Source organism: Streptomyces sp. NBC_01515 (genome assembly GCF_045040345.1).
In the GTDB taxonomy this organism is placed as follows: domain Bacteria; phylum Actinomycetota; class Actinomycetes; order Streptomycetales; family Streptomycetaceae; genus Streptomyces.
On the sequence record NZ_CP109416.1, the window covers coordinates 7,527,729 to 7,547,466 of the forward strand.

Sequence of the window (19,738 nt, forward strand, 5' to 3'; positions counted from 1 at the left end):
ACCCCTTCGCCAGAAATGTGACACGTGAGCCCCGAGTGTCACATTTCCGCGCCCCACCCTCCCCGAGTGCAGGGAAGACCGTGCTGTGAATCCGCGTTGACCTGGGGCGAGGCGGCCGGGAGATGTCTGATCGCTCACGGCGAACACGAGGTGGGGAACAATCGAAGACGCCCAAGCATTGAGTCGGCATAGCTCAACTTGACTGCCTAAGGGGAGATCATGGCTTCGACGTCCACACCGCTCACCCTGCCCGTGCTGCCGCTCGACGACGAGGTCGTGCTGCCCGGAATGGTGGTTCCGCTGGACCTGAACGACACCGATGTACGCGCCGCCGTGGAGGCCGCACAGGCCGCCGCGCGGTCCGAGCCCGGAAAGCCCAAGGTCCTGCTGGTGCCACGGATCGACGGGACCTACGCGAGCACGGGTGTGCTCGGCACCATCGAGCAGGTCGGCCGGCTGGCCGACGGCGACCCGGGTGCGCTGATCCGCGGCCGTAGCCGCGTGAAGATCGGGGCCGGGACCACCGGGCCCGGTGCCGCGCTCTGGGTCGAGGGCACCGCGCTCGACGAGAGCCTGCCCGAACCCTTGCCCGGCTCCGTTTCCGAGCTGGTGAAGGAATACAAGGCGCTGGCCACCGCCTGGCTGCGCAAGCGCGGGGCCTGGCAGGTCGTCGACCGCGTGCAGGCCATTGATGATGTGTCCACGCTTGCCGACAACTCCGGGTACTCGCCCTTCCTCACCACTGAACAGAAGATCGAGCTGCTGGAGACCGCCGATCCGGTGGCCCGGCTGAAGCTCGCCACCCAGCACCTGCGCGACCACCTCGCCGAGCAGGACGTTGCCGAGACCATCGCCAAGGACGTGCAGGAAGGCGTCGACAAGCAGCAGCGTGAGTTCCTGCTGCGGCGCCAGCTCGAAGCCGTCCGCAAGGAGCTGCGCGAGCTCAACGGTGACTCGGCCGAGGGCGAAGAGTCCGATGACTACCGGGCCCGTGTCGAGGCCGCCGATCTTCCCGAGAAGGTCCGCGAGGCCGCGCTCAAGGAGGTCGAGAAGCTGGAGCGGTCCTCCGACCAGTCGCCCGAGGGGTCGTGGATCCGCACCTGGCTGGACACCGTTCTTGAACTGCCTTGGAACGAAAGGACCCAGGACGAGTACGACATCCAGGGCGCCAAGGCGATCCTCGACGCCGAGCACGCCGGTCTGAACGACGTGAAGGAGCGCATCACCGAGTACCTGGCCGTGCGCAAGCGGCGCGCGGCGCGGGGGCTGGGTGTTGTCGGAGGCAGGCGCGGTGGTGCCGTGCTCGCGCTCGTCGGTCCGCCCGGTGTCGGCAAGACCTCGCTCGGTGAGTCCGTCGCGCACGCGATGGGGCGGAAGTTCGTCCGGGTCGCGCTGGGCGGGGTTCGGGACGAGGCCGAGATCCGCGGTCACCGGCGTACGTACGTCGGCGCGCTGCCCGGTCGTATCGTCCGGGCCATCAAGGAGGCCGGGTCCATGAACCCGGTGGTCCTGCTCGACGAGATCGACAAGGTGGGGTCCGACTACCGGGGCGACCCGGCGGCGGCGCTCCTCGAAGTGCTCGACCCCGCGCAGAACCACACCTTCCGCGACCACTACCTGGAGGTCGAACTCGACCTGAGCGATGTGGTGTTCCTCGCGACGGCCAACGTGCTCGAAGCCATCCCGGAGGCACTGCTCGACCGTATGGAACTGGTACGGCTGGACGGTTACACCGAGGACGAGAAGGTCGTCATCGCCCGTGACCACCTGCTCCCGCGCCAGCTGGAGCGGGCGGGGCTCAAGGACGACGAGGTCGTCATCGACGAGAGCGCGCTGCGCAAGCTCGCCGGTGAGTACACCCGTGAGGCGGGTGTCCGCACCCTGGAGCGGTCCGTCGCCCGGCTGCTGCGCAAGATCGCGGCCCAGCACGAACTGGGCCAGCGCGAGCTGCCGTTCACGGTGACCGACGCCGACCTGCGCGCTCTGATCGGACGGCCGCACCACGTGCCCGAGTCCGCCCAGGACCCGGCCGAGCGCCGCACGGCCGTACCCGGTGTCGCCACCGGCCTCGCGGTCACCGGCGCGGGCGGTGACGTCCTCTACGTCGAGGCGTCGCTGGCCGACCCGGAGACGGGCGCGGCGGGCCTGACCCTGACCGGTCAGCTCGGTGACGTGATGAAGGAGAGCGCGCAGATCGCCCTGTCCTTCCTCCGCTCGCACGGCGCCGAACTGGAGCTGCCGGTGGGCGACCTGAAGGACCGGGGCGTGCACATCCACTTCCCGGCGGGTTCGGTGCCGAAGGACGGCCCGAGCGCGGGTGTCACGATGACGACGGCCCTGGCGTCGCTGCTCAGCGGCCGTCTGGTCCGCACGGACGTGGCGATGACGGGTGAGGTCTCCCTGACCGGTCGGGTCCTCCCGATCGGCGGCGTGAAGCAGAAGCTGCTCGCCGCGCACCAGGCCGGGGTCACCACCGTGATCATCCCGAAGCGCAACGAGCCCGACCTGGACGACGTTCCGGCCGAGGTCCTGGACAAGCTCGACGTCCACGCGGTGACGGACGTCCGCCAGGTCCTGGAGCTGGCGCTGGCGCCGGCCACGAACGGCGCGACGTCGGAGGTTCCGGTGGCGGCGTGACGGACGCGACCGGTAGATGAAGGCCCGGGTCCCCTTTCGCGAGGGGGCCCGGGCCTTTGTCGCACGTCTGTGTCCTGGGAAGGGGGTCCGGACGACGCCGTCGGTCCGGGCCTGCGAAATACTGGCGGAGCTGCGGCGATGACGGTGTTTGGCGGAAACTTTCACGATCGGGAAAGCGGACCAATGGGTGCTGACGTGCACAAGGGCGAGGACAGGAACGGCGGCGGGCTTCCCGCGGACGGCGGCGGCCTCTCCGGAGACGGCGGCGCGCTGCCCGTGGGGCCCGACGGGCTCGCCGTCGACCACGAATACCTGTCCCTGGAGCGCGAGTTGACGTTCCTCTTCCGCCGGGCCCGGGCCAACCAGGGCGAGATGGCCCGCGAGGTCCACCCCGACCTGGAGTCCGCCGCGTACGGCCTGCTGGTCCGGCTGGACGAGTACGGGAGGCAGCGCGCCACGGAGCTGGCCGCCTACATCGGCGTCGGCAAGGCCACGATGTCCCGCCAGCTGCGCGCCCTGGAGGACCTGGGCCTGATCGCCCGCGAGCCCGACCCGGCGGACGGCCGCGCCTGGCTGGTCGACCTCACCGACGAGGGCCGCCGCCGGGTCGCCCACGTCCGCGAGGCCCGGCGGGCGCGCTACGTCAGCCAGCTCTCCCACTGGGACCGCCACGAGGTCGCCGAACTGGCCCGCCTGATCCACCAGTTGAACGGCGTCATGGAGAAGTGACACCGGCGTAGGGGCAGTTCACGGTTCGGCGTGCACGGGAGCCGTGACACCGGCGTAGCGGCCGGTCACAGCTCGACGTACACGACCGTCGCGTCGTCGTGCGTCTTGCTCCGCCGCAGATACGTCCGTTCCTCCGCGTCGGCCCGCTCCAGCGCCCGCACCCGGGTCACCAACTCCGGTGCCCCTTCCTTCCGTACGAGGGCGAAGCAGTCCGCCCAGTCGCCCTGGCCGAACTTCTCCACCCACCGCGTCGCCCCGTCCGTGAGGGCGGTGAGGGCCCGGACGTCGGTGCGGGGGAGTGACCCCGTCACCGCGCGGGCCGCGACCGAGGGATCGGCGGCGGCCGTGAAGAAGCCGCCCTCCTTGTTACGGAGCGTGGTGTCGATCATGGCGTCCGTCGCGAGGGCGCTGCGGGGAAGGCGGGAGAGGCGGTCGTCCAGTACGGCGGTCACCTCGCCGGCCGGGGATTCGGCCAGCAGAGCGGAGTCCGAGAGGACCAGGTATTCGACCTCGTGGGGGGACCAGCGGGCCAGCACCACCGTTGTCTGCGGGGTGCGTGGGTGAGAAAGGTCACAGGTGGTGGCGTGGGCCTCAGCTGTTCGGAGGATCGCCCGGGAGAGAATCTCCGAGAGGGTCAGATCCCGGTAGGAAACGGTCAGTTCGGTCAGCGCGCCGCCCAGGCGCGCGGTGTACCAGGGGACCGAATGCAGACAGCCCGTCTCCCCTCTCGGGGGCGTCACACCGTCCAGGACGATCAGCGAACCGCCCTGTCCCGAGGCCGGAAGGCCGACGCTCGCGAAGTCCTCGTTGGGGCGGTCCGGGTCGCCCGGTTCCGACACAAGTTCCGTACGCATACGGCCAGTCTGCACGACCTCTTCACAGGCTCCGCAAAAGCTTGGCACTCATGGTCGAATGGGCGCAGTCGTGCAGGTCAGGCGCCTGGTTTGGGCTGTAATGGATCACTCCGGAAATGCGTGGCGGCGAATCCTGCCAAAGCCCGCCGCTCACGTCCAACCGGCACACGCCGCGCGGGCCTTGGACCGGCCGCCGGAACTTGCCCGCCAACTCCCGTCCGGGGTTCACTCCTTCGGGTGGCGGGCCGGACGATGCGCGGCCACTGCCTACCGGCACTGGGAGGGTCGCCGTACCGGGATGACGGAGCGTCACCCGGGCCCATGGGTATCACGAGTCAGGAATGCGAGCACCGGTGCAGAAGAAGCGGCCGCGGCGCACAGGCAAGCAGACGGCCCCTCAGGGGGGCGCCACCGGTGCCGCCGTGCCCGACCCCGCGGGCAGCGGGCGCCGTACCCACGTACGCAACCGGCTCATCATCGCCGTGGCTGTCGTGGCCGCCGCCATCGCCGCGGCCGGTGTCCCCTCCCTCATCACCGCCTCGGGCCGACTGAGCGACTCCCAGGACCTGGTGACCCTCGCCGGACAGACCCAGGACGCCCTGTCGCTGGCCCACTCCCTCGCCGACGAGCGGGACGCGGTCACCTCCTACATCGCCGCCGGACGCCCCAAGTCCCAGGCGCCCGACGAGGACCACAGCGCCCGCGTCGACCGCCAGGTCGAGGAACTCCGCGCCGACACCGACATCTCCGCCACGCTCCGCTCGGACCTCGACGACGTCGCCGCCGTACGACGGGCCGCGCTCACCGGCAAGAGCAGCGCGCTGGAGGCGCATGCCGCGTACTCCGGTGCCATCACCGAACTGCACCGGCTCGCCGAGCAGTTGGCGGAGAAGATGCCGCCGCGCGCCGGTTCCGGCGCCTACGCGCTCGCCGAACTCGACGCCGCCGTCCAGCAGGCCGCCGCCACCAGGGGACTGCTCCTCGCCGCCCTGAACGTGCCGTCGACCACCGAGACGGTCACCAGCGCCATCACGGGCCTCCCGGTCACCGAGACCACCTCGACCAAGGCCCAGACGAAGGAACGCGACGCCCTCAGCGCCGCCGCCCAGCAGGCCCGGCTGCGCTCCGACGCCGCCCTCGCCGACTTCCGCGACGGTGCGACGAAGGACGCCGTCGCGGGCTACGACTCCACGGTCACCGGGTCCGAGGTCAACTCCGCCGAGAAGTACCTCAGCTCCCTCACCGCCCAACCCACGCTGTCCGACGACCAGTTGGACACCAGCACGAAGAAGCTCGACGCGGCGCTCTCCGCCCGCGTCGACCTGATGCGCGGCGAGGAGTCCGCGCTCTACGTGGACCGCGGCAAGGACCTCGCCCAGCTCCGCGACGACGACGTCAAGGCGCTGGAACTCCGCGTCGCGATCCTCGGCGCCCTCATGCTGCTCGCCGTAGGCATCGCCACCGCGATGGCCCGCACCCTCACCCGCCCCCTCTCCGTCCTGCGCCGCGGCTCGACGCGGCTGGCCGAGGCGGAGGACCCGGGCGCCGAGGAGCCCATCAAGTTCACCGGCCGCAACGACGAGTTCGCCCAGGTCGTCCGCTCGGTCAACGCCCTGCACGCGCACGCCGCCGCCCTCCACGAGCGCATCGCCACCCTGGAGGCCGACCGCAAGCACCTGGTCGGCCAGCGCCAGAAGATGGCCGACGCCCGCGAGGAACTCCGCGCCGAAGTCACCGGCTCCGCCACCCAGCTGGAGCGCCTGCGCACCAGCATCGGCGGCACCTTCGTCAACCTCGCGCTGCGCACCCTGGGCCTCGTCGAGCGCCAACTCGCCGTCATCGAGGGCCTGGAGGAGCGCGAGCAGGACCCCGAGCGCCTCGCCACCCTCTTCAAACTCGACCACTTCGCCACGGTCATGCGCCGCCACAGCGAGAACCTCCTCGTCCTCGCCGGCACCGAACACGTCCAACAGCACGCGGGACCCGTCCCGTTGGTCGACGTGGTCCGCGCGGCGGTCAGCGAGATCGAGCGCTACGAACGCGTCCGCATCTCGGCGCTCCCCCCGCACGCGCACGTGGCGGGCTTCGCGGCCGACGACCTCAGCCACCTGCTGGCCGAACTGATGGAGAACGCCAGCTCGTTCTCCCCGCCGGACGCCCCCGTCGAGATCTCCGGCTGGCTCCTGGAGAACGGCGAGGTCATGCTCTCCGTCCAGGACGAGGGCATCGGCATGACCGACGACCGCATGGCCCGCCTCAACCTCCGCCTCACCGAGTTCGACCCGGAGTCCCCCTACGACCAGGAGGGCGAGGAGGGCCTGGGCCTCGGCCTGTACGTCGTCGCCCGCCTGGCCCACCGCCACGGCGTCCGCGTCCAGCTCCGCGACCAGAAGCAGGGCGGCATCGCGGCGGTCGTGGTCATCCCGAGCGCACTGCTGGCAGGGGCCCCCACCTCGGCGGTCCCGTCCTCCGCCACCCCGGCCCTCGGCGACACCCACTCCTACTCCCTCCCCGGCGCCACCGCAGAGGCCAACTCCAACGTCCTGCACGGCCGTTCGGACCACATGGACCCGTTGGTCGCCCTGGCGGAACAGGCGGTACGCGAGACCCCGTCGGCAACCCCCGCGGAATCCCCGGCGGAGATGACGATGGAGCTTCTGCTGCCGCTGACGGCGGAGGACCGAGCGGCCCCGTCGAGGGACGAACGGCTGGCCGCCGACGGCGAGTTCGCCCCACAGGGGCCACCCGCACCCGACAACGATGCCCGCACGGGCGGTGCGGGTGGGAACAAATTCACGGCTGACGGCGAAGCCGAAGCCGTAGAACACGAACGAGCCCAGGACGAGGACCCGGTAACGGACAAGGGCCTCCCCAAACGCACCCCCAAGATCACCCAACCCGCCCAAGCCCCGCGCCAGCGGACCGGCACCGTGGACGCCGACGCCCTACGCCGCAGACTGGGCGGCTTCCGCTCAGGAGCCTCCGCCGGCTACCGCGACGTAGAAGCGGAGATCGCCGAACAGACCGGCCAGAACCCGGTCCCGGCCCCGCGCAGCGCGACCGCACGATCCGAAGAACCCACGGGGGGCACCGTCGAGGAGGCAAGCAGTTGACCGCGCCCAGTACCTTCGGACTGAGCAGTGAAGCCCGCAACCTGCACTGGCTGCTGAGCAACCTCGTCGAGGAGGTGCCCGGCATCCAGTCGGTCGCGGTCGTCTCCTCCGACGGCCTGCTGCTCCTCTCCTCCGATCCGGGGAGGAACGCCGAGGCCAAGGAAGCCCTCGAAGCCAAGCGCACCGGCCCGCGAGGCTCCGCCGCGGACCTCGCCACCATCGTCTCCGGCATCGGCAGCCTCACCGTCGGCGCCGCGAAGCTGATGGACTCGGGACCGGTGAAGCACACCATGGTCGCGATGGAGGACGGCAGCCTCTTCGTGATGTCGATCAGCGACGGTTCGCTGCTCGGCGTGCACGGCTCCGCGGACTGCGACATGAGCGTCGTGGCGTACCACATGGCACTCTTCGTCGGCCGCGCCGGCCACGTGCTGACGCCCGAACTCCGCAGCGAGCTACGGAAATCCCTCGAAGACGCGACCTCGGGGAGTGCGCGATGAGCCGTACGCCCAACAAGCTCCCGGTGCGCGGCGGCGACCGCAAACCCGCCCGGGTACGCCCCTACTCGCTCACCGGCGGCCGTACCCGATTCGGCCATGTCCTCCTCGTGGAGACCTTCGTGGCGGCGCTCGAAGCCCCGGAGGAACGCAAGGAGTTGACGAACGGTTCCCTCAACACCCGGGTCATGCCGGAGATGCTGGCCATCGTCGAACTCTGCCGCCGTATGCGCACGGTGGCCGAGATCGCCGCGCTGCTGAAGATGCCGCTCGGCGTGGTCCGCGTGCTCCTGAGCGATCTCGCGGACCAGGGAAAGATCCGTGTGTACGGAACCGGAACCGCTCACGGTACGGGCCGTCCTGACCGCGCTCTGCTGGAAAAGGTGCTGAGTGGACTCCGTCGTCTCTGACGCCGCCGCCTACGGCGTCGCCCCGCTCCTCAAGGACGAGAAGCAACTCCTCGACGACGAGGAGCAGTTGCGGCCCTGGCAGAAGGACCGCACGCGCGCGCCCGTCGCCACGAAGATCGTGGTGGCCGGCGGCTTCGGCGTCGGCAAGACCACCATGGTCGGCGCCGTCTCCGAGATCCAGCCCCTCCAGACGGAGGCGCTGATGACCGAGGCCAGCGAGGAGACCGACGACCTCACGGGCACCCCGGACAAGATGACCACGACGGTCGCCATGGACTACGGCCGTCTCACGCTCGACGACGACCTGGTGCTCTACCTGTTCGGTACGCCGGGGCAGCAGCGGTTCTGGTTCATGTGGGACGACCTGGTGCGCGGCGCGATAGGGGCGGTCGTGCTGGCCGACACCCGCCGCCTGAAGGACTGTTTCCCCGCGCTGGACTACTTCGAGAGCTGCGGGCTGCCGTACGTCGTCGCTGTCAACCACTTCGTCGGCAGCGAGCGGTTCGAACCCGACGACGTGCGGGAGGCGTTGACGATCCCCGCGCACGTACCTGTCATGATCATGGATGCGCGGCGGCGGATTTCGGCCATCGAGACCCTGCTCGCGCTCGTCGCCCACGCGCTGGACGTCACCCCCGAGTAGTCCCCGAGCAGCAGTCCCCGAGCAGTCCTCGACCACGACCGGTCGCGACAAAGGAGCCAGCACCCGTATGCGGAAGATACTCGTCGTCGGAGCCGGCCAGTCCGGGCTCCAACTCGCCCTGGGACTCCAGTCGCACGGGTACGAGGTCACCCTGATGTCCAACCGGACGGCGGACGAGATCCGCTCCGGACGCGTCATGTCGACGCAGTGCATGTTCACCACGGCACTGCGGCACGAGCGCGATCTCCAGCTGAACTTCTGGGAGTCCCAGGCCCCGAAGATCGAAGGACTCGGCGTCTCGGTCGCCGCCCCCGGCTCGCACGACCCGGGGCCGACACAGCGCGCGATCGACTGGGTGGGCAAGCTCGACGGGTACGCGCAGTCGGTCGACCAGCGGGTCAAGATGGCCGGCTGGATGGAGACGTTCGCCCAGCGCGGCGGCCAACTGGTCATCCACGGCGCGGCAGTCGGCGACCTCGACTACTTCTCCCGTACGTACGACCTCGTCCTGGTCTCGGCGGGCAAGGGCGAGCTGGTCTCCATGTTCGCCCGCGACCCGGAGCGGTCCCCGTACACGGAGCCGCAGCGCGCCCTGGCCGTCTCCTACGTCCACGGTCTCGGACCGCGCCCGGAGCACCCGGAGTTCGACGCGGTCCGCTGCAACCTGGTGCCCGGCGTGGGCGAGTTGTTCGTGATGCCGACGCTCACCACGTCGGGCCGTGCGGACATCCTGTTCTGGGAGGGCATACCCGGCGGGCCGTTGGACGTCTTCAACGGCGTCAAGGACCCGGCTCAGCACCTCTCCCTGACCCTGGAACTCATGGAGAAGTTCACGCCGTGGGAGTACGAGCGGGCGCGGGGCGTCGAACTGACGGACGCGGGTGGGACGTTGGCCGGGCGGTACGCGCCCACCGTCCGTAACCCCGTCGGCCAACTGCCGGGCGGTGGGCTGGTGTTGGGTGTCGCGGATGTCGTCGTCGCGAACGACCCGATCACCGGGCAGGGGTCCAACTCCGCGTCCAAGTGCGCCGCTTCGTATCTCGCGTCGATTCTTGAGCGCGGGGAGAAGGAGTTCGACGGGGACTGGATGACGGCCACGTTCGAGCGGTACTGGGAGACTGCGCGGCACGTCACCAAGTGGACCAACGCGATGTTGGCTCCGCCGCCGGAGCATATTCTCAACCTCATCGGGGCGGCTGGGCAGTTGCAGCCGGTGGCGGATCGGTTCGCCAACGCGTTTGATGATCCGGCCGATTTTGAGAACTTCTTCTATGAGCCGGAGAAGACCGGGGCGTACCTGGCTTCTGTTGCCGGGGCCTAGTCGCCGTTGGGGTTGTGGGGAGTTGGCGGCTGCGAGTTCGTTGTGGCTGGGCGCGCCCACGCGGCGGAGCCGCACAATGTCTCAGCCCCGCGCCCCTTTAGGTGGGGAATCTGGACGTACTGCTCCGAGGATGGGGTAGGACGCCACGGGTGACACCTGGACCTTCTCGCCTGTGCGGGGGGCTTGCACCACCTGGCCCGCGCCCAAGTACAGCGCCACGTGTGTCGCCTCGGGGAAGTAGATGACCAGGTCGCCGGGGCGGAGTTCGTCGAGCGGGACTCTGGGCAGCTCGGCCCACTGCTCTTGGCTGGTCCTCGGGATTGGCGTCCCCGCGTAGCCCCAGGCCTCGGACGTCAGGCCCGAGCAGTCGTACGTCTTCGGGCCCTCCGCTCCCCACTCGTAGGGCTTGCCCACCTGCTGTACCGCGTAGCGCAACGCCCGGTCGCCCTCTCGGGAGGGTTCGCGGGAGTCGTCGCCCAGGGCGCCTGAAGTGACCAGTTTCTGCTGGGCCTTGTCGATGTCGGTCTTCTCGAAGGCGGCCAGCGCGGTGAGTTGGTCGGGGGTGAGGGACGTGAGGAGCTTCTCGACGTCGGCGAGGCGCTTGCGGACGTCGTCCTGGTCCTTCTTCTGGCGGGCGGCCAGGGTGAGTTGGGTGTCCAGGGCCTTGCGGGCCGCCCGGGCCAGGCCGTCGCTCTTCTTCTCGCTGCCGACCAAACGGCCCACCGTCTCGGCGCGCTCCCGCGCCAACTGGCCGATGACATGGCCCTCGTCGAGCGCGTGCTGGGGATCGTGGGCGAGGAGGAGGCGGACGTACGGGGAGATGGCCGTGCTGTTCTGGTACTGCTCGCGGGCCAGGCGGCCGGCGGCGCCTCGGCTGTCGTGCAGGGTGAGGCGGGCGCGGGAGAGTGCGGAGTCGAGGCGGTCGACCTCGGTGCGCTGCTTCTTCAGCTTCTCCTCGGTGGCGTTGTACGTCTCCGTGGCCTGTTCGGCGTCGCGGTAGAGGGTCTGAAGGTCCGTCAGCAGTTCAGCTACCGGGCGCTGTCCGGGGGCCTGTGGTTCGGGTACGGCCGCGGCGGGCAGCGGGGCGAGGACGGTGCCGGCCGCCACCGTTGCCGTACAGACCAGACGCAGAAGCCTTCCTGACACGTCATCACCTCCGGTGCGCGGCGGGCCTTCCGCCCCGCACCGTGAGCATCAGTCGGGGACGGCGGGTCCGCGCGCCGGGTGTGCGGTTCGGCGTAACCGCGTCACCCGTGGGTGTCGTCCGGCTTGCCGCCCGGCGTGGCGTCTGGCTTGGACCACGGCCACTTGAGTGCACCGCTTCGCTTCCCCTCCGGGTCGTATTCGTACTTCCAGCCCTTGGGGAGGCCGAGCCGTTTGCTGTGGGCGCGGGGGACGCGGCGGTACACGAGGACCGTGGGCGGGCCGCCGGCGTCGTCGGGGACCGGGATGCGGTAGGTCTTCGGCGGGGTGCCGGTGGGGCCGAGCAGGATGGGCAGGGAGCGACCGTCCATCGGGCCGCCCTCGAACGGGGTCTCTTCGCTCTTCACGCCACCAGTGTCAGCCATCCGCCGCGAGGCCCTGGACCAGCGCGGCCGTCTGCGGGTCCCGCCGCGCCGTCACCGACAGCACCGCCCCGAACTGCTCGACCAGCCAGTCCCGCAACTCGTCCAGCGGCGGCTGCTTGTCCTCGTCGAGCCAGATGAGCGACGCGGCTTCTACGGCGGTGATCCACATCCGTACGGTCATGCGGAGGCGGGGTCCGGGGTCGGCTACGCCGAGATGGCTGAGGATGTGCGTGGCCGCGGCCCTGCGGACGCCGTCCACGATGGCCGTAGTGCGAGAGGTCTCTACGACGCTGCCGCCCTGGAGGAGTGCGCTGAAACCGGCGTCGTGCTGGTCGACGAAGCCGAGGTAGCGGTCCAGGGCGCGGGCGAGGCGGGGGAGGAGCGGGCCCTCGCGGGGCTCGTCGAAGCACTGCTGGAGTTCGTCGGCGGCGGAGCGCAGGGCGGCTTCGTAGAGCTGCTGCTTGCCGCCAGGGAAGTACCGGTACACCAGGGGGCGCGAGACTCCGGCCGCCTCCGCCACGTCGTCCAGGGAGATCTCTTCGGGGGCGCGGTGCGCGAAGAGGCTGAGGGCGGCGTCGAGAAGCTGGCTGCGCCGCTCCTCGACGTTCAGGCGACGGTAGGCGGGCGCGGCTGGGGGCATGGGTGCAGGGTAGTCGGCGGCCGCGGGTGCGTCGTGGCTGGTCGCGCCCCGCGGCGGAGCCGCCGATGTCACAGCCCCGCGCCCCTAAAAGACACCGGCCGGCCCGTGTCTTTTAGGGGCGCGGGGAACTGCGCGACCAGCCCCCACCGGCCCGCACTGTGAAATCAAGCCAGCAGCCCGGACGCCTTCCACAGCCGCCGCCCCACACCCCGCAGCACACCAATGTCGTCGAGGAAGTCCGTCAGCTTCTTGGAACCGTTCTGCATGACTTCCCGCCGATGCCCACTCGCCCGCACCTGAGCCACCGCCTCCGCCCGATCAAGCCCCACGTTCGTGTACACCTCGGGATTGACGAAGGCGATCGAGAAGATACGCGCGAACTCCCCGGAGGTGACCCGCGTGAACTCCTGCGACCACCGAGGTGCGGTCACCATCTGCCGCCTCAACTCCTCCCGCGCGTAACGGACATGACGCGCCTCCTCGACGACGTGGATCCGAGTGACCCCCCGGACCAGCGTCTGCACCCGCTCATCCGGAAACGTCAACCGCTGCATCCAGTCGAGGACTTCCTCTCCAAGCAGCGTGGCCGTGAACGAACCAGGCGTGGTGGAGATGGTCTTGAAGAGCCGCCCCAGGTTCTGATGAGCCCGGCTCACCGGATACCAGGGGGTCTCGCCCCGCGATATCAGCCGCGCGAACATCTTCGAGTGCCGGCACTCGTCCTCGATCTCGGTCAGCGCGTAGCGCACATGCGCACTGGTCGCCGCCTTGTCGTAGATGTGCCGGACAAGCAGCTGCATCAGGATCAACTCGAACCAGATACCCAGCGAGGCGAGCGCGGCGGCCTCGTGCTGGGAGAGCAGGACGCGCTGCTCCTCGCCCATCCGTTTCCACAGCGGGGTGCCGTACAGGGACACCAACTCCGGCGGCCAGAACCACTTCCCGTCCTCGAAGGGCGCGTCCCAGTCCAGCTCCTTGTCGGGATCGAAGGAGTGCTTGGCGGACGACGCGAGCAACCGCTCGGCCACCTGCTCACGGTCCTTGAGCAGCCCGAGCGCGTCACGCAGCCCGTCGACCGCGTCGGCTTCGGTCATGGTCGTCATGGTTCTCCCACCTCGCGGATCAGCGTGTTACCCGGGGTCACATCCTCCGACGTCTTATGAGACTGCTTGTCAGCAAGCTCGTCAATCCCTTGGGCGGGACTTGTTGGTCCGCTAGACGGAACAGCCCAGCCCCTCCGGGATGTCCACCGGTGTCACCGACTTCACCGGCCCCGCCCCCTGTGCCGGGAACGACGTCCGCAACGTGAACGCGTACGGCGTCGGACCATGCGCCCGCAGATGCAGCAGCCGTTCCTCCGCCTCGGCCACCGTGGGGCGGTGGCCCGCCGGGACCCACCACAGGACCGCCATCGCCTCCCGCACCCGCTCGAACCACTCGCGGCGGCGGGCCAGCAACTCCCGGTGCCGGCCTTGGTACATGAACGCGGTGAGGGCGTCCGGGTCGCGCCACACCGACATGTTGATGATCAGCCAGTCGTCGCCGAGGACGGGGACGTCGGTCGCGTTGCCGGTGTCGGACTGGAGGCGCCAGACGAAGCCGTCGGCCGAGTCCGCGACGGCGTTCACCGGGTCGAGGGCGGCCACGAAGTCCCTCAACTCCGGGGAGTCCAGGGGGAATGAGAGTCTGCCGACGTTGGCCTGGGCGAGTTCGTACGCGGGTGTCCTTAAGGGGTTGGTCATGGCCGAACGGTAGGTCGGGGCGGGTGCCGCCCGATAGCCCCCGTCTCAGGAACCGAGCACCGCCTCCATCACCGCCTTCGCGATCGGTGCCGCGTCCCCGCCGCCGCTGATGTCGGACCGGTCCGCCGACGCGTCCTCCACCACCACCGCGACCGCCACCTTCGGCTCGATGTCCCGCTCGCCCTGCGCCCAGGACACGAACCAGGCATACGGCGTACCGGAGTTGCCGATGCCGTGCTGCGCGGTGCCGGTCTTGCCACCGACGGTCGCGCCGGGGATGGCCGCGTTGGTGCCGGTGCCTTCGGTGACCACGTCCTCCATGAGTTCCTTCATCTGTACGGCTGTTGCCGGGTGCATCGCCTGGCGGACGGGGCGGGAGCCCGGCGTCGACACCGTCTCGCCGCCCCGCCTTGTCGTCCGTTCCACCAGGTACGGCTCCCGCACCTGCCCGCCGTTCGCGACCGCCGCCGCGACCATCGCCATCTGCAACGGCGTGGCCCGCGTGTTGTACTGCCCGATCGACGACAGCGCCAACTGGGCCTTGTCCAGCGTCGTGTCGAAGGTGCTGGGGGAGACCGAGAAGGGGATCCGCGCGTCGGTGTCGTTGAAGCCGAAGGCCTCCGCCGTGGTGCTCATGTTCCGCACGCCGACATCCACCCCCAGCTTCGCGAACACCGTGTTGCACGACCACTTGAAGGCGGAGCGCAGGGGTGCGTCCGCGCAGCCGTCGCCCTCGTTCGTGAGGGTCGTCGACGTGCCGGGGAGGGTGTAAGGGTCGGGGGACTTGGTCGCCGCGTCCAGGTCCGTCACCACCCCCGCGTCGAGCGCCGCCGCCGCCGTGACCACCTTGAACGTCGAACCCGGCGGATAGGTCTGCCGTACCGCCCGGTTGAGCATCGGCTTGTTCGGGTCGGCGTTCAGGCGGGCCCAACTGCGGTTCGCGGAACGGCTGTTGCCCGACAGGGCGCCGGGGTCGTAGGACGGGGTGGAGACCAGTGCGAGGATGCGGCCGGTCGACGGTTCGATCGCGGCCACCGCGCCCGTGCGCGTGCCGAGTCCGGCGAACGCCGCCTGCTGTGCGGCCGGGTCGAGGGTGGTGACGACGTTGCCGCCGGGGTTCTGGGCGCGGGTCAGGTCGTTCCACAGGGGGAACGGCGAGAGCATCGAATCGGTGCCGGCGAGGATGCCGTCCTCGGAGTGCTCCAGGAACGTCGTGCCGTACTCCTGCGAGGCGAAGCCGGTGACCGGAGCGTACAACGGGCCGTTCCTGTACGTCCGTTCGTAGCGGAGCTGCTCGCCGGAGTCGCGGGAGCCGGTGATCGGCTTGCCGCCGACGAGGATGCCGCCGCGCGGCTGGTCGTAACGGGCGATGGTGTGGCGGCGGTTGGCGATGTTGTCGTCGTAGGAGCGGGACTGGAAGATCTGGATGCGGGTGGCGTTCACCAGCAGGGCGAGCAGGAGCAGGGTGCAGAAGGCCGCGGCGAGGCGGATGTGGCGGGTCATGGAGTCGGTCACGCGGCCACCTCGATGTCGTACTGGCCGCGGGACGAGTCGCTCAGCCGGATCAGCAGGGCCACGATCGCCCAGTTGGTGACGACCGAGGAGCCGCCCTGGGCGAGGAACGGCATCGCCATGCCGGTCAGCGGGATCAGGCCCGTCACCCCGCCCGCGATCACGAACACCTGGAGCGCGAGAATCGAGGCGAGCCCGACCGCGAGCAGCCGGCCGAAGGGGTCGCGGAGGGCCAGGCCCGCCCGGTAGCCGCGCTCCACGAGAAGGCCGTAGAGGATGAAGATCGCGGAGAGGCCGGCCAGGCCGAGTTCCTCGCCGGCCGTGGCCAGGATGAAGTCCGACTTGGCGGCGAAGCCGATCAGGATCGAGTGGCCGAGGCCGAGGCCCGTGCCGAGCATGCCGCCGGCCGCGAACGCGAAGAGGGACTGGGCGAGTTGGTTGGGGCCGTGGCCCGCGTCGATCGAGGCGAAGGGATGCAGCCAGTCCTGGACGCGGCTGTGGACGTGCGGTTCGAGCCGGCCGACCGCGACCGCGCCGAGGGCCGCGAGCAGCAGGCCGACCGCGATCCAGCCGGTGCGGCCGGTGGCGACGTAGAGGAGGGTCACGAACAGGCCGAAGAAGAGGAGTGAGGTGCCGAGGTCGCGTTCCAGGATCAGGACGCCCACGCTCAGCAGCCAGATCGCGACGATCGGGCCCAGCACGCGGCCGGTGGGGAGCTGGAGGCGCCAGACGCGGCGGCCCGCGTAGGCGAGCGCGTTGCGGTTGGCCGCGAGGTAGGCGGCGAAGAAGACGGCGAGGAGCACCTTCGCGAACTCGCCCGGCTGGATGGAGAATCCGCCGATCCGGATCCAGATCCGGGCCCCGTTCACGGCCGGGAAGAGGACCGGGAGGGTGAGGAGGGCGAGGGCGGCGGCCACGCACACGTAGGCGTAGCGCTGGAGGACGCGGTGGTCGCGCAGGGCCACGACTACGACGATGAAGAGGGTCACGCCCAGGGTGGACCACACGAGTTGGGTGGGCGCCGCGCGGTCGCCGGGGGTCTCCAGGTCGAGCCGGTAGATGAGGACGAGCCCGAGGCCGTTGAGGAGGACCCCGATGGGGAGGAGGAGCGGGTCGGCGTACGGGGCCCGCAGCCGTACCGCGATGTGCGCGAGCAGGGCGAGCACGCCGAGCCCGGCGCCGTAGCCGGCGGCGCCGGGCGGGACCGTGCCGTTCTTGGCGAGACCGACAGCGCAGTAGCCGTACACGGAGAGGAGTACGGCTACGACGATGAGGGTGAGTTCGATGCCACGGCGCCGGGGGAGGCGTACAGCGGGTGTGGGAAGGTCCGCTGTGACGGTGGTTCCGGCGTTGGTCATGTCCGGAACTTACCCAAATGGTGCGGGTTGTGTGCCTTGGGTGGTGCGTGTGTCTCGTCCGTCAGCACCAGCGGGGGGCGGGGCCGATGTTGTCGATGTAGCGCGCCGAGCCCCAGGCCCAGGTGCCGTCCGTGAGCAGGTACCAGAGCGGGTTGCCCTGGACGTTCGAGCCGCCGGTCTTGCAGAAGATCGAGACGTGCTCGCCGCGGTAGGCGTACCGGATGATCCTGCTGCCGCGGTCCGGGCGGGAACGCAGGGCGAGTTGGCCGGCCGTGACGACACCGCGGTAGAGGCGCGGGTTGTCGTGGTCGCCGTGGTCGCCCTGGTTGTCGTGGTCGCCGCGACCGCCGAAGTCCTCGTCGCCCTGCTGGTTCCACCCGCCGTCGTCCTGACGGCTGACGCCCGGGTCTTCGTCGCCCCACTCGTCGTCGGCCACGGCGGGCGCGACGGCGGCGGCGGTGACAAGCGCACCGGCGGCAACCGCTATGCCGATCCGGCGGAGGGAGAGGCTGAGGGACATGGGGGAACCTCCAGGGGTGGGGCGAACCTGACTATTCGCCACATTAGGAGGAGGGGAGGGGGCGCGCTCGTCACACTGGTCCACACGAGCGCGCTCCGAAGGGGCGCGGGGAACTGCGCGCTCAGCCCCCACCGGCCCGCAGCCGACGAACGACCGCTCTCAACGGAGCGTCAACGTCGCCAACGCCCCACCACCATCCCCGGCGTCCACATTGCCGAACTCCAGCCGAGCCCCCAAAACCTCCGCCTGCCCCAACGCGATGGTCAACCCGAGCCCATGCCCCGTCGCACCCCCCTCCGTCCGGAACCGCTGCGGCCCGTGCTCGACGAGGTACTCCGGATACCCGTCCCCGTGATCCCGCACAGCCACCACCGCCCCGTCGACGGTCACGACAACCGGCCCCCGCCCATGCCGGTGCGCGTTGGCGACGAGATTCCCCAGCACCCGCTCAAGCCGCCGCCGATCCGTCTCCACCCACTCGTCCCGCACGACGACGACCTCCGCGTCCGCCCCCGACGCCCGCACCACCCGCTCGGCCACCGCCCCCAACCGCTCGGCGTCCAACTCCACCTTCTCCCGCCGCGTATCGAGCCGGGAGATCTCCAGCAGGTCCTCCGTGAGCGTGCGCAACGCGGCGACCCGATCCCGCACCAGCTCGGTCGGCCGCCCCGGAGGCAACAACTCGGCCGCGGCGTGCAACCCGGTCAGCGGCGTCCGCAACTCGTGCGCCACGTCCGCCGTGAACCGCTGCTCGCTCAGCAGCTTCCCCTGCAACGACGAGGCCATCGTGTCGAGCGCGGCGGCCACCGCGGCGACCTCGTCCTGAGGCAGGGTCGCGTCCTTCGTACGGGGATCGTCGACCCGCGCGTCCAGGTCACCGGCGCTGATCCGCCGGGCGACCTGCGCCGTCCCGTGCAACCGCCGGGTCACCCGGGTCACCGCGAACGCGCCGACCAGCAGCGTGGCCCCGATCGCCAGCGCCGAGGACCAGACGATCGCCTGGTCGAGTCCGGCGATGGTGTCGGCGCCCTGCGAGTAGTCGACCGCGACGGCCAGCACGCGGTCGCCGGAGGCCGGTCCCGCCGCCCACATCGTCGGGTGCCCCCGGCGTTTGCCGACCATCGTGCCGCGCTCCCCGGCCGTCGCCAACTCCCTTAGCGGCAGGGGCATTTCCTCGGGATCGACGCCGGCGCCGTGCACGAGGGAGTCCCCGGCCTCGTACTGGCTCGTCGCCTCCTTCAGCCGCGACAGCGCGAGGTCGCGGGCCTGGCCCACGGTCCGGTCGGTCACCGAGACATGCACGAGTACGCCGAGCAGGGCGGCCAGCGCGCAGCACATCACGGTGATGAACACGGCCGCCTTGAAGGCGAGGGTCCCGGCCCACCGGGGCAGCGCGAGCCTCATCACGGGGTCGCCGAGGGGGACGTAGCCGAGGAGGACGTAGGAGAGGCGGGGGAACCGGGCGGTGCGGGGGTCGCGCGGCGGACTCCGTGCTTACGGCCGCCCGTGCGCAGGAACTCGTCGTGGGTCAGCAGCATCGCCTTCTGGTCCGCGTCCCAGGTCCACTGCACGCGGTACTCGTACCCCGCGAGCTCCGACGGCGAGCGGATGATCACCGAATGCCCGGCCAGTTCGACCCCGCTCACGGCATCGTCGTTGGCCATGACCTGCACGAGCCGGTGCTTCTCGACGGTGTAGACGCGCACGGCGGTCATCCTGGTCGGCAGCAGCCGGAACCCGAGCGTCAGGTCGTCGCGTCCGTCGCCGGTGAGGTCGCGGTAGTAGGGCTTGAGAACGGGACAAGCGCTACGGTCCCCGCCCTTCCCGCAGTCGCCGATCCGCTCGGCGGTCCCCCGATACGGCGCCTTGGACCCGTCGTAGTCACTCGGGTTCGCGGCGATCTCGGCGCGCACGACGGCGATCGGGTCCACCTTGTGGATGTCGTCGCCGGGGACGGTGATGCCCTTCACGGTCTCCGTGTCCGCCTCGTCGAAGTCGTAGGCGGGGGAGGCGGCGGGCGACAGATTCGGCCAGAGCTTGGCGGGGCTGGTCGCCGTCGGGGTCGCCCCAGCGGCCCGCAGCGCGCCGGTGTCGCCGCAGGCCACCGCGGTCGCGAGCAGCAGGGCGACGGCGGCGGTGGTGCGGGCGGCACGGGTGGCACGCGCGGGGCGACTGGGTGGCACTGCTCTCCTGC

The 19,738-nt window shown here is 70.5% G+C and carries 18 protein-coding genes; 7 read left to right on the forward strand and 11 right to left on the reverse strand.

Going from position 1 to position 19,738, the window contains the following annotated elements:
- Nucleotides 1-219: 219 nt before the first annotated feature.
- Both lon and OG407_RS34250 read left to right on the forward strand, forming a co-directional pair.
- On the forward strand, nt 220-2,637 hold the full coding sequence (lon, locus tag OG407_RS34245) for an endopeptidase La (protein ID WP_405863337.1): 2,418 nt from the start codon (nt 220-222) through the stop codon (nt 2,635-2,637).
- Nucleotides 2,638-2,820: 183 nt separating this feature from the next.
- Nucleotides 2,821-3,366 (forward strand): MarR family winged helix-turn-helix transcriptional regulator, encoded by a 546-nt coding sequence (locus OG407_RS34250; protein ID WP_403590948.1) that lies wholly within the window; start codon nt 2,821-2,823, stop codon nt 3,364-3,366.
- Between the two features lie 65 nt (nt 3,367-3,431).
- Here OG407_RS34250 and OG407_RS34255 read toward each other — a convergent pair whose 3' ends face one another.
- Nucleotides 3,432-4,220 carry a protein phosphatase 2C domain-containing protein gene (locus tag OG407_RS34255; protein ID WP_405863338.1) on the reverse strand — a complete coding sequence of 263 codons (789 nt, stop codon included), beginning with the start codon at nt 4,218-4,220 and terminating at the stop codon, nt 3,432-3,434.
- A gap of 341 nt (nt 4,221-4,561) precedes the next feature.
- Here OG407_RS34255 and OG407_RS34260 point away from each other — a divergent pair, with 341 nt between their 5' ends.
- From OG407_RS34260 to OG407_RS34280, 5 genes are all read left to right on the forward strand, one after another.
- Nucleotides 4,562-7,333 carry a nitrate- and nitrite sensing domain-containing protein gene (locus OG407_RS34260; RefSeq protein WP_405863339.1) on the forward strand — a complete coding sequence of 924 codons (2,772 nt, stop codon included), beginning with the start codon at nt 4,562-4,564 and terminating at the stop codon, nt 7,331-7,333.
- Nucleotides 7,330-7,833 (forward strand): roadblock/LC7 domain-containing protein, encoded by a 504-nt coding sequence (locus OG407_RS34265; protein WP_328679099.1) that lies wholly within the window; start codon nt 7,330-7,332, stop codon nt 7,831-7,833. Before OG407_RS34260 ends, OG407_RS34265 begins: the two co-directional genes overlap by 4 nt.
- Complete coding sequence (locus OG407_RS34270) at nt 7,830-8,240, forward strand: DUF742 domain-containing protein (RefSeq protein WP_405863340.1); 411 nt, start codon at nt 7,830-7,832, stop codon at nt 8,238-8,240. The genes OG407_RS34265 and OG407_RS34270 overlap by 4 nt, the downstream gene beginning before the upstream one ends.
- Nucleotides 8,221-8,883 carry a GTP-binding protein gene (locus OG407_RS34275; RefSeq protein ID WP_405863341.1) on the forward strand — a complete coding sequence of 221 codons (663 nt, stop codon included), beginning with the start codon at nt 8,221-8,223 and terminating at the stop codon, nt 8,881-8,883. The genes OG407_RS34270 and OG407_RS34275 overlap by 20 nt, the downstream gene beginning before the upstream one ends.
- A 67-nt stretch (nt 8,884-8,950) precedes the next feature.
- Nucleotides 8,951-10,204, forward strand: coding sequence for a styrene monooxygenase/indole monooxygenase family protein (locus OG407_RS34280; protein WP_405863342.1), 1,254 nt, complete (start codon nt 8,951-8,953; stop codon nt 10,202-10,204).
- Between the two features lie 81 nt (nt 10,205-10,285).
- Here OG407_RS34280 and OG407_RS34285 read toward each other — a convergent pair whose 3' ends face one another.
- From OG407_RS34285 to OG407_RS34330, 10 genes are all read right to left on the reverse strand, one after another.
- Nucleotides 10,286-11,350, reverse strand: coding sequence for a C40 family peptidase (locus tag OG407_RS34285; RefSeq protein WP_405863343.1), 1,065 nt, complete (start codon nt 11,348-11,350; stop codon nt 10,286-10,288).
- 101 nt (nt 11,351-11,451) lie between these two features.
- Nucleotides 11,452-11,772: a hypothetical protein gene (locus OG407_RS34290; RefSeq protein ID WP_405863344.1), complete on the reverse strand. Its 321-nt coding sequence runs from the start codon at nt 11,770-11,772 to the stop codon at nt 11,452-11,454.
- A complete protein-coding gene (locus tag OG407_RS34295; protein ID WP_405863345.1) occupies nt 11,765-12,412 on the reverse strand; it encodes a TetR/AcrR family transcriptional regulator in 648 nt (215 codons plus the stop codon). The genes OG407_RS34290 and OG407_RS34295 overlap by 8 nt, the downstream gene beginning before the upstream one ends.
- A gap of 164 nt (nt 12,413-12,576) precedes the next feature.
- Nucleotides 12,577-13,515, reverse strand: coding sequence for a diiron oxygenase (locus tag OG407_RS34300; protein WP_405863346.1), 939 nt, complete (start codon nt 13,513-13,515; stop codon nt 12,577-12,579).
- A gap of 111 nt (nt 13,516-13,626) precedes the next feature.
- On the reverse strand, nt 13,627-14,154 hold the full coding sequence (locus tag OG407_RS34305; RefSeq protein ID WP_405863347.1) for a DUF3291 domain-containing protein: 528 nt from the start codon (nt 14,152-14,154) through the stop codon (nt 13,627-13,629).
- A gap of 45 nt (nt 14,155-14,199) precedes the next feature.
- The gene (locus tag OG407_RS34310; protein ID WP_405868766.1) at nt 14,200-15,657 is read right to left on the reverse strand and encodes a penicillin-binding transpeptidase domain-containing protein; all 1,458 of its coding nucleotides are present in this window, start codon (nt 15,655-15,657) and stop codon (nt 14,200-14,202) included.
- 8 nt (nt 15,658-15,665) lie between these two features.
- Nucleotides 15,666-17,024, reverse strand: coding sequence for an FtsW/RodA/SpoVE family cell cycle protein (locus OG407_RS34315; protein ID WP_405863348.1), 1,359 nt, complete (start codon nt 17,022-17,024; stop codon nt 15,666-15,668).
- A 61-nt stretch (nt 17,025-17,085) separates the two neighbouring features.
- Complete coding sequence (locus tag OG407_RS34320) at nt 17,086-17,544, reverse strand: SH3 domain-containing protein (RefSeq protein WP_405863349.1); 459 nt, start codon at nt 17,542-17,544, stop codon at nt 17,086-17,088.
- Nucleotides 17,545-17,703: 159 nt separating this feature from the next.
- Nucleotides 17,704-18,948: an ATP-binding protein gene (locus OG407_RS34325; protein ID WP_405863350.1), complete on the reverse strand. Its 1,245-nt coding sequence runs from the start codon at nt 18,946-18,948 to the stop codon at nt 17,704-17,706.
- The gene (locus OG407_RS34330) at nt 18,948-19,727 is read right to left on the reverse strand and encodes a hypothetical protein (RefSeq protein WP_405863351.1); all 780 of its coding nucleotides are present in this window, start codon (nt 19,725-19,727) and stop codon (nt 18,948-18,950) included. Before OG407_RS34330 ends, OG407_RS34325 begins: the two co-directional genes overlap by 1 nt.
- Nucleotides 19,728-19,738 lie beyond the last annotated feature (11 nt).

Excerpts from the sequence above, each read along its gene's own strand:
- OG407_RS34260 (WP_405863339.1), top strand. The coding sequence starts at position 4,562 with ATGCGAGCACCGGTGCAGAAGAAGCGGCCGCGGCGCACAGGCAAGCAG.
- OG407_RS34270 (WP_405863340.1), top strand. The coding sequence starts at position 7,830 with ATGAGCCGTACGCCCAACAAGCTCCCGGTGCGCGGCGGCGACCGCAAA.
- lon (WP_405863337.1), top strand. The coding sequence starts at position 220 with ATGGCTTCGACGTCCACACCGCTCACCCTGCCCGTGCTGCCGCTCGAC.
- OG407_RS34295 (WP_405863345.1), bottom strand. The coding sequence starts at position 12,412 with ATGCCCCCAGCCGCGCCCGCCTACCGTCGCCTGAACGTCGAGGAGCGG.
- OG407_RS34325 (WP_405863350.1), bottom strand. The coding sequence starts at position 18,948 with ATGAGGCTCGCGCTGCCCCGGTGGGCCGGGACCCTCGCCTTCAAGGCG.
- OG407_RS34250 (WP_403590948.1), top strand. The coding sequence starts at position 2,821 with ATGGGTGCTGACGTGCACAAGGGCGAGGACAGGAACGGCGGCGGGCTT.
- OG407_RS34280 (WP_405863342.1), top strand. The coding sequence starts at position 8,951 with ATGCGGAAGATACTCGTCGTCGGAGCCGGCCAGTCCGGGCTCCAACTC.
- OG407_RS34255 (WP_405863338.1), bottom strand. The coding sequence starts at position 4,220 with ATGCGTACGGAACTTGTGTCGGAACCGGGCGACCCGGACCGCCCCAAC.
- OG407_RS34320 (WP_405863349.1), bottom strand. The coding sequence starts at position 17,544 with ATGTCCCTCAGCCTCTCCCTCCGCCGGATCGGCATAGCGGTTGCCGCC.
- OG407_RS34305 (WP_405863347.1), bottom strand. The coding sequence starts at position 14,154 with ATGACCAACCCCTTAAGGACACCCGCGTACGAACTCGCCCAGGCCAAC.
- OG407_RS34300 (WP_405863346.1), bottom strand. The coding sequence starts at position 13,515 with ATGACGACCATGACCGAAGCCGACGCGGTCGACGGGCTGCGTGACGCG.
- OG407_RS34315 (WP_405863348.1), bottom strand. The coding sequence starts at position 17,024 with ATGACCAACGCCGGAACCACCGTCACAGCGGACCTTCCCACACCCGCT.
- OG407_RS34290 (WP_405863344.1), bottom strand. The coding sequence starts at position 11,772 with ATGGCTGACACTGGTGGCGTGAAGAGCGAAGAGACCCCGTTCGAGGGC.
- OG407_RS34310 (WP_405868766.1), bottom strand. The coding sequence starts at position 15,657 with ATGACCCGCCACATCCGCCTCGCCGCGGCCTTCTGCACCCTGCTCCTG.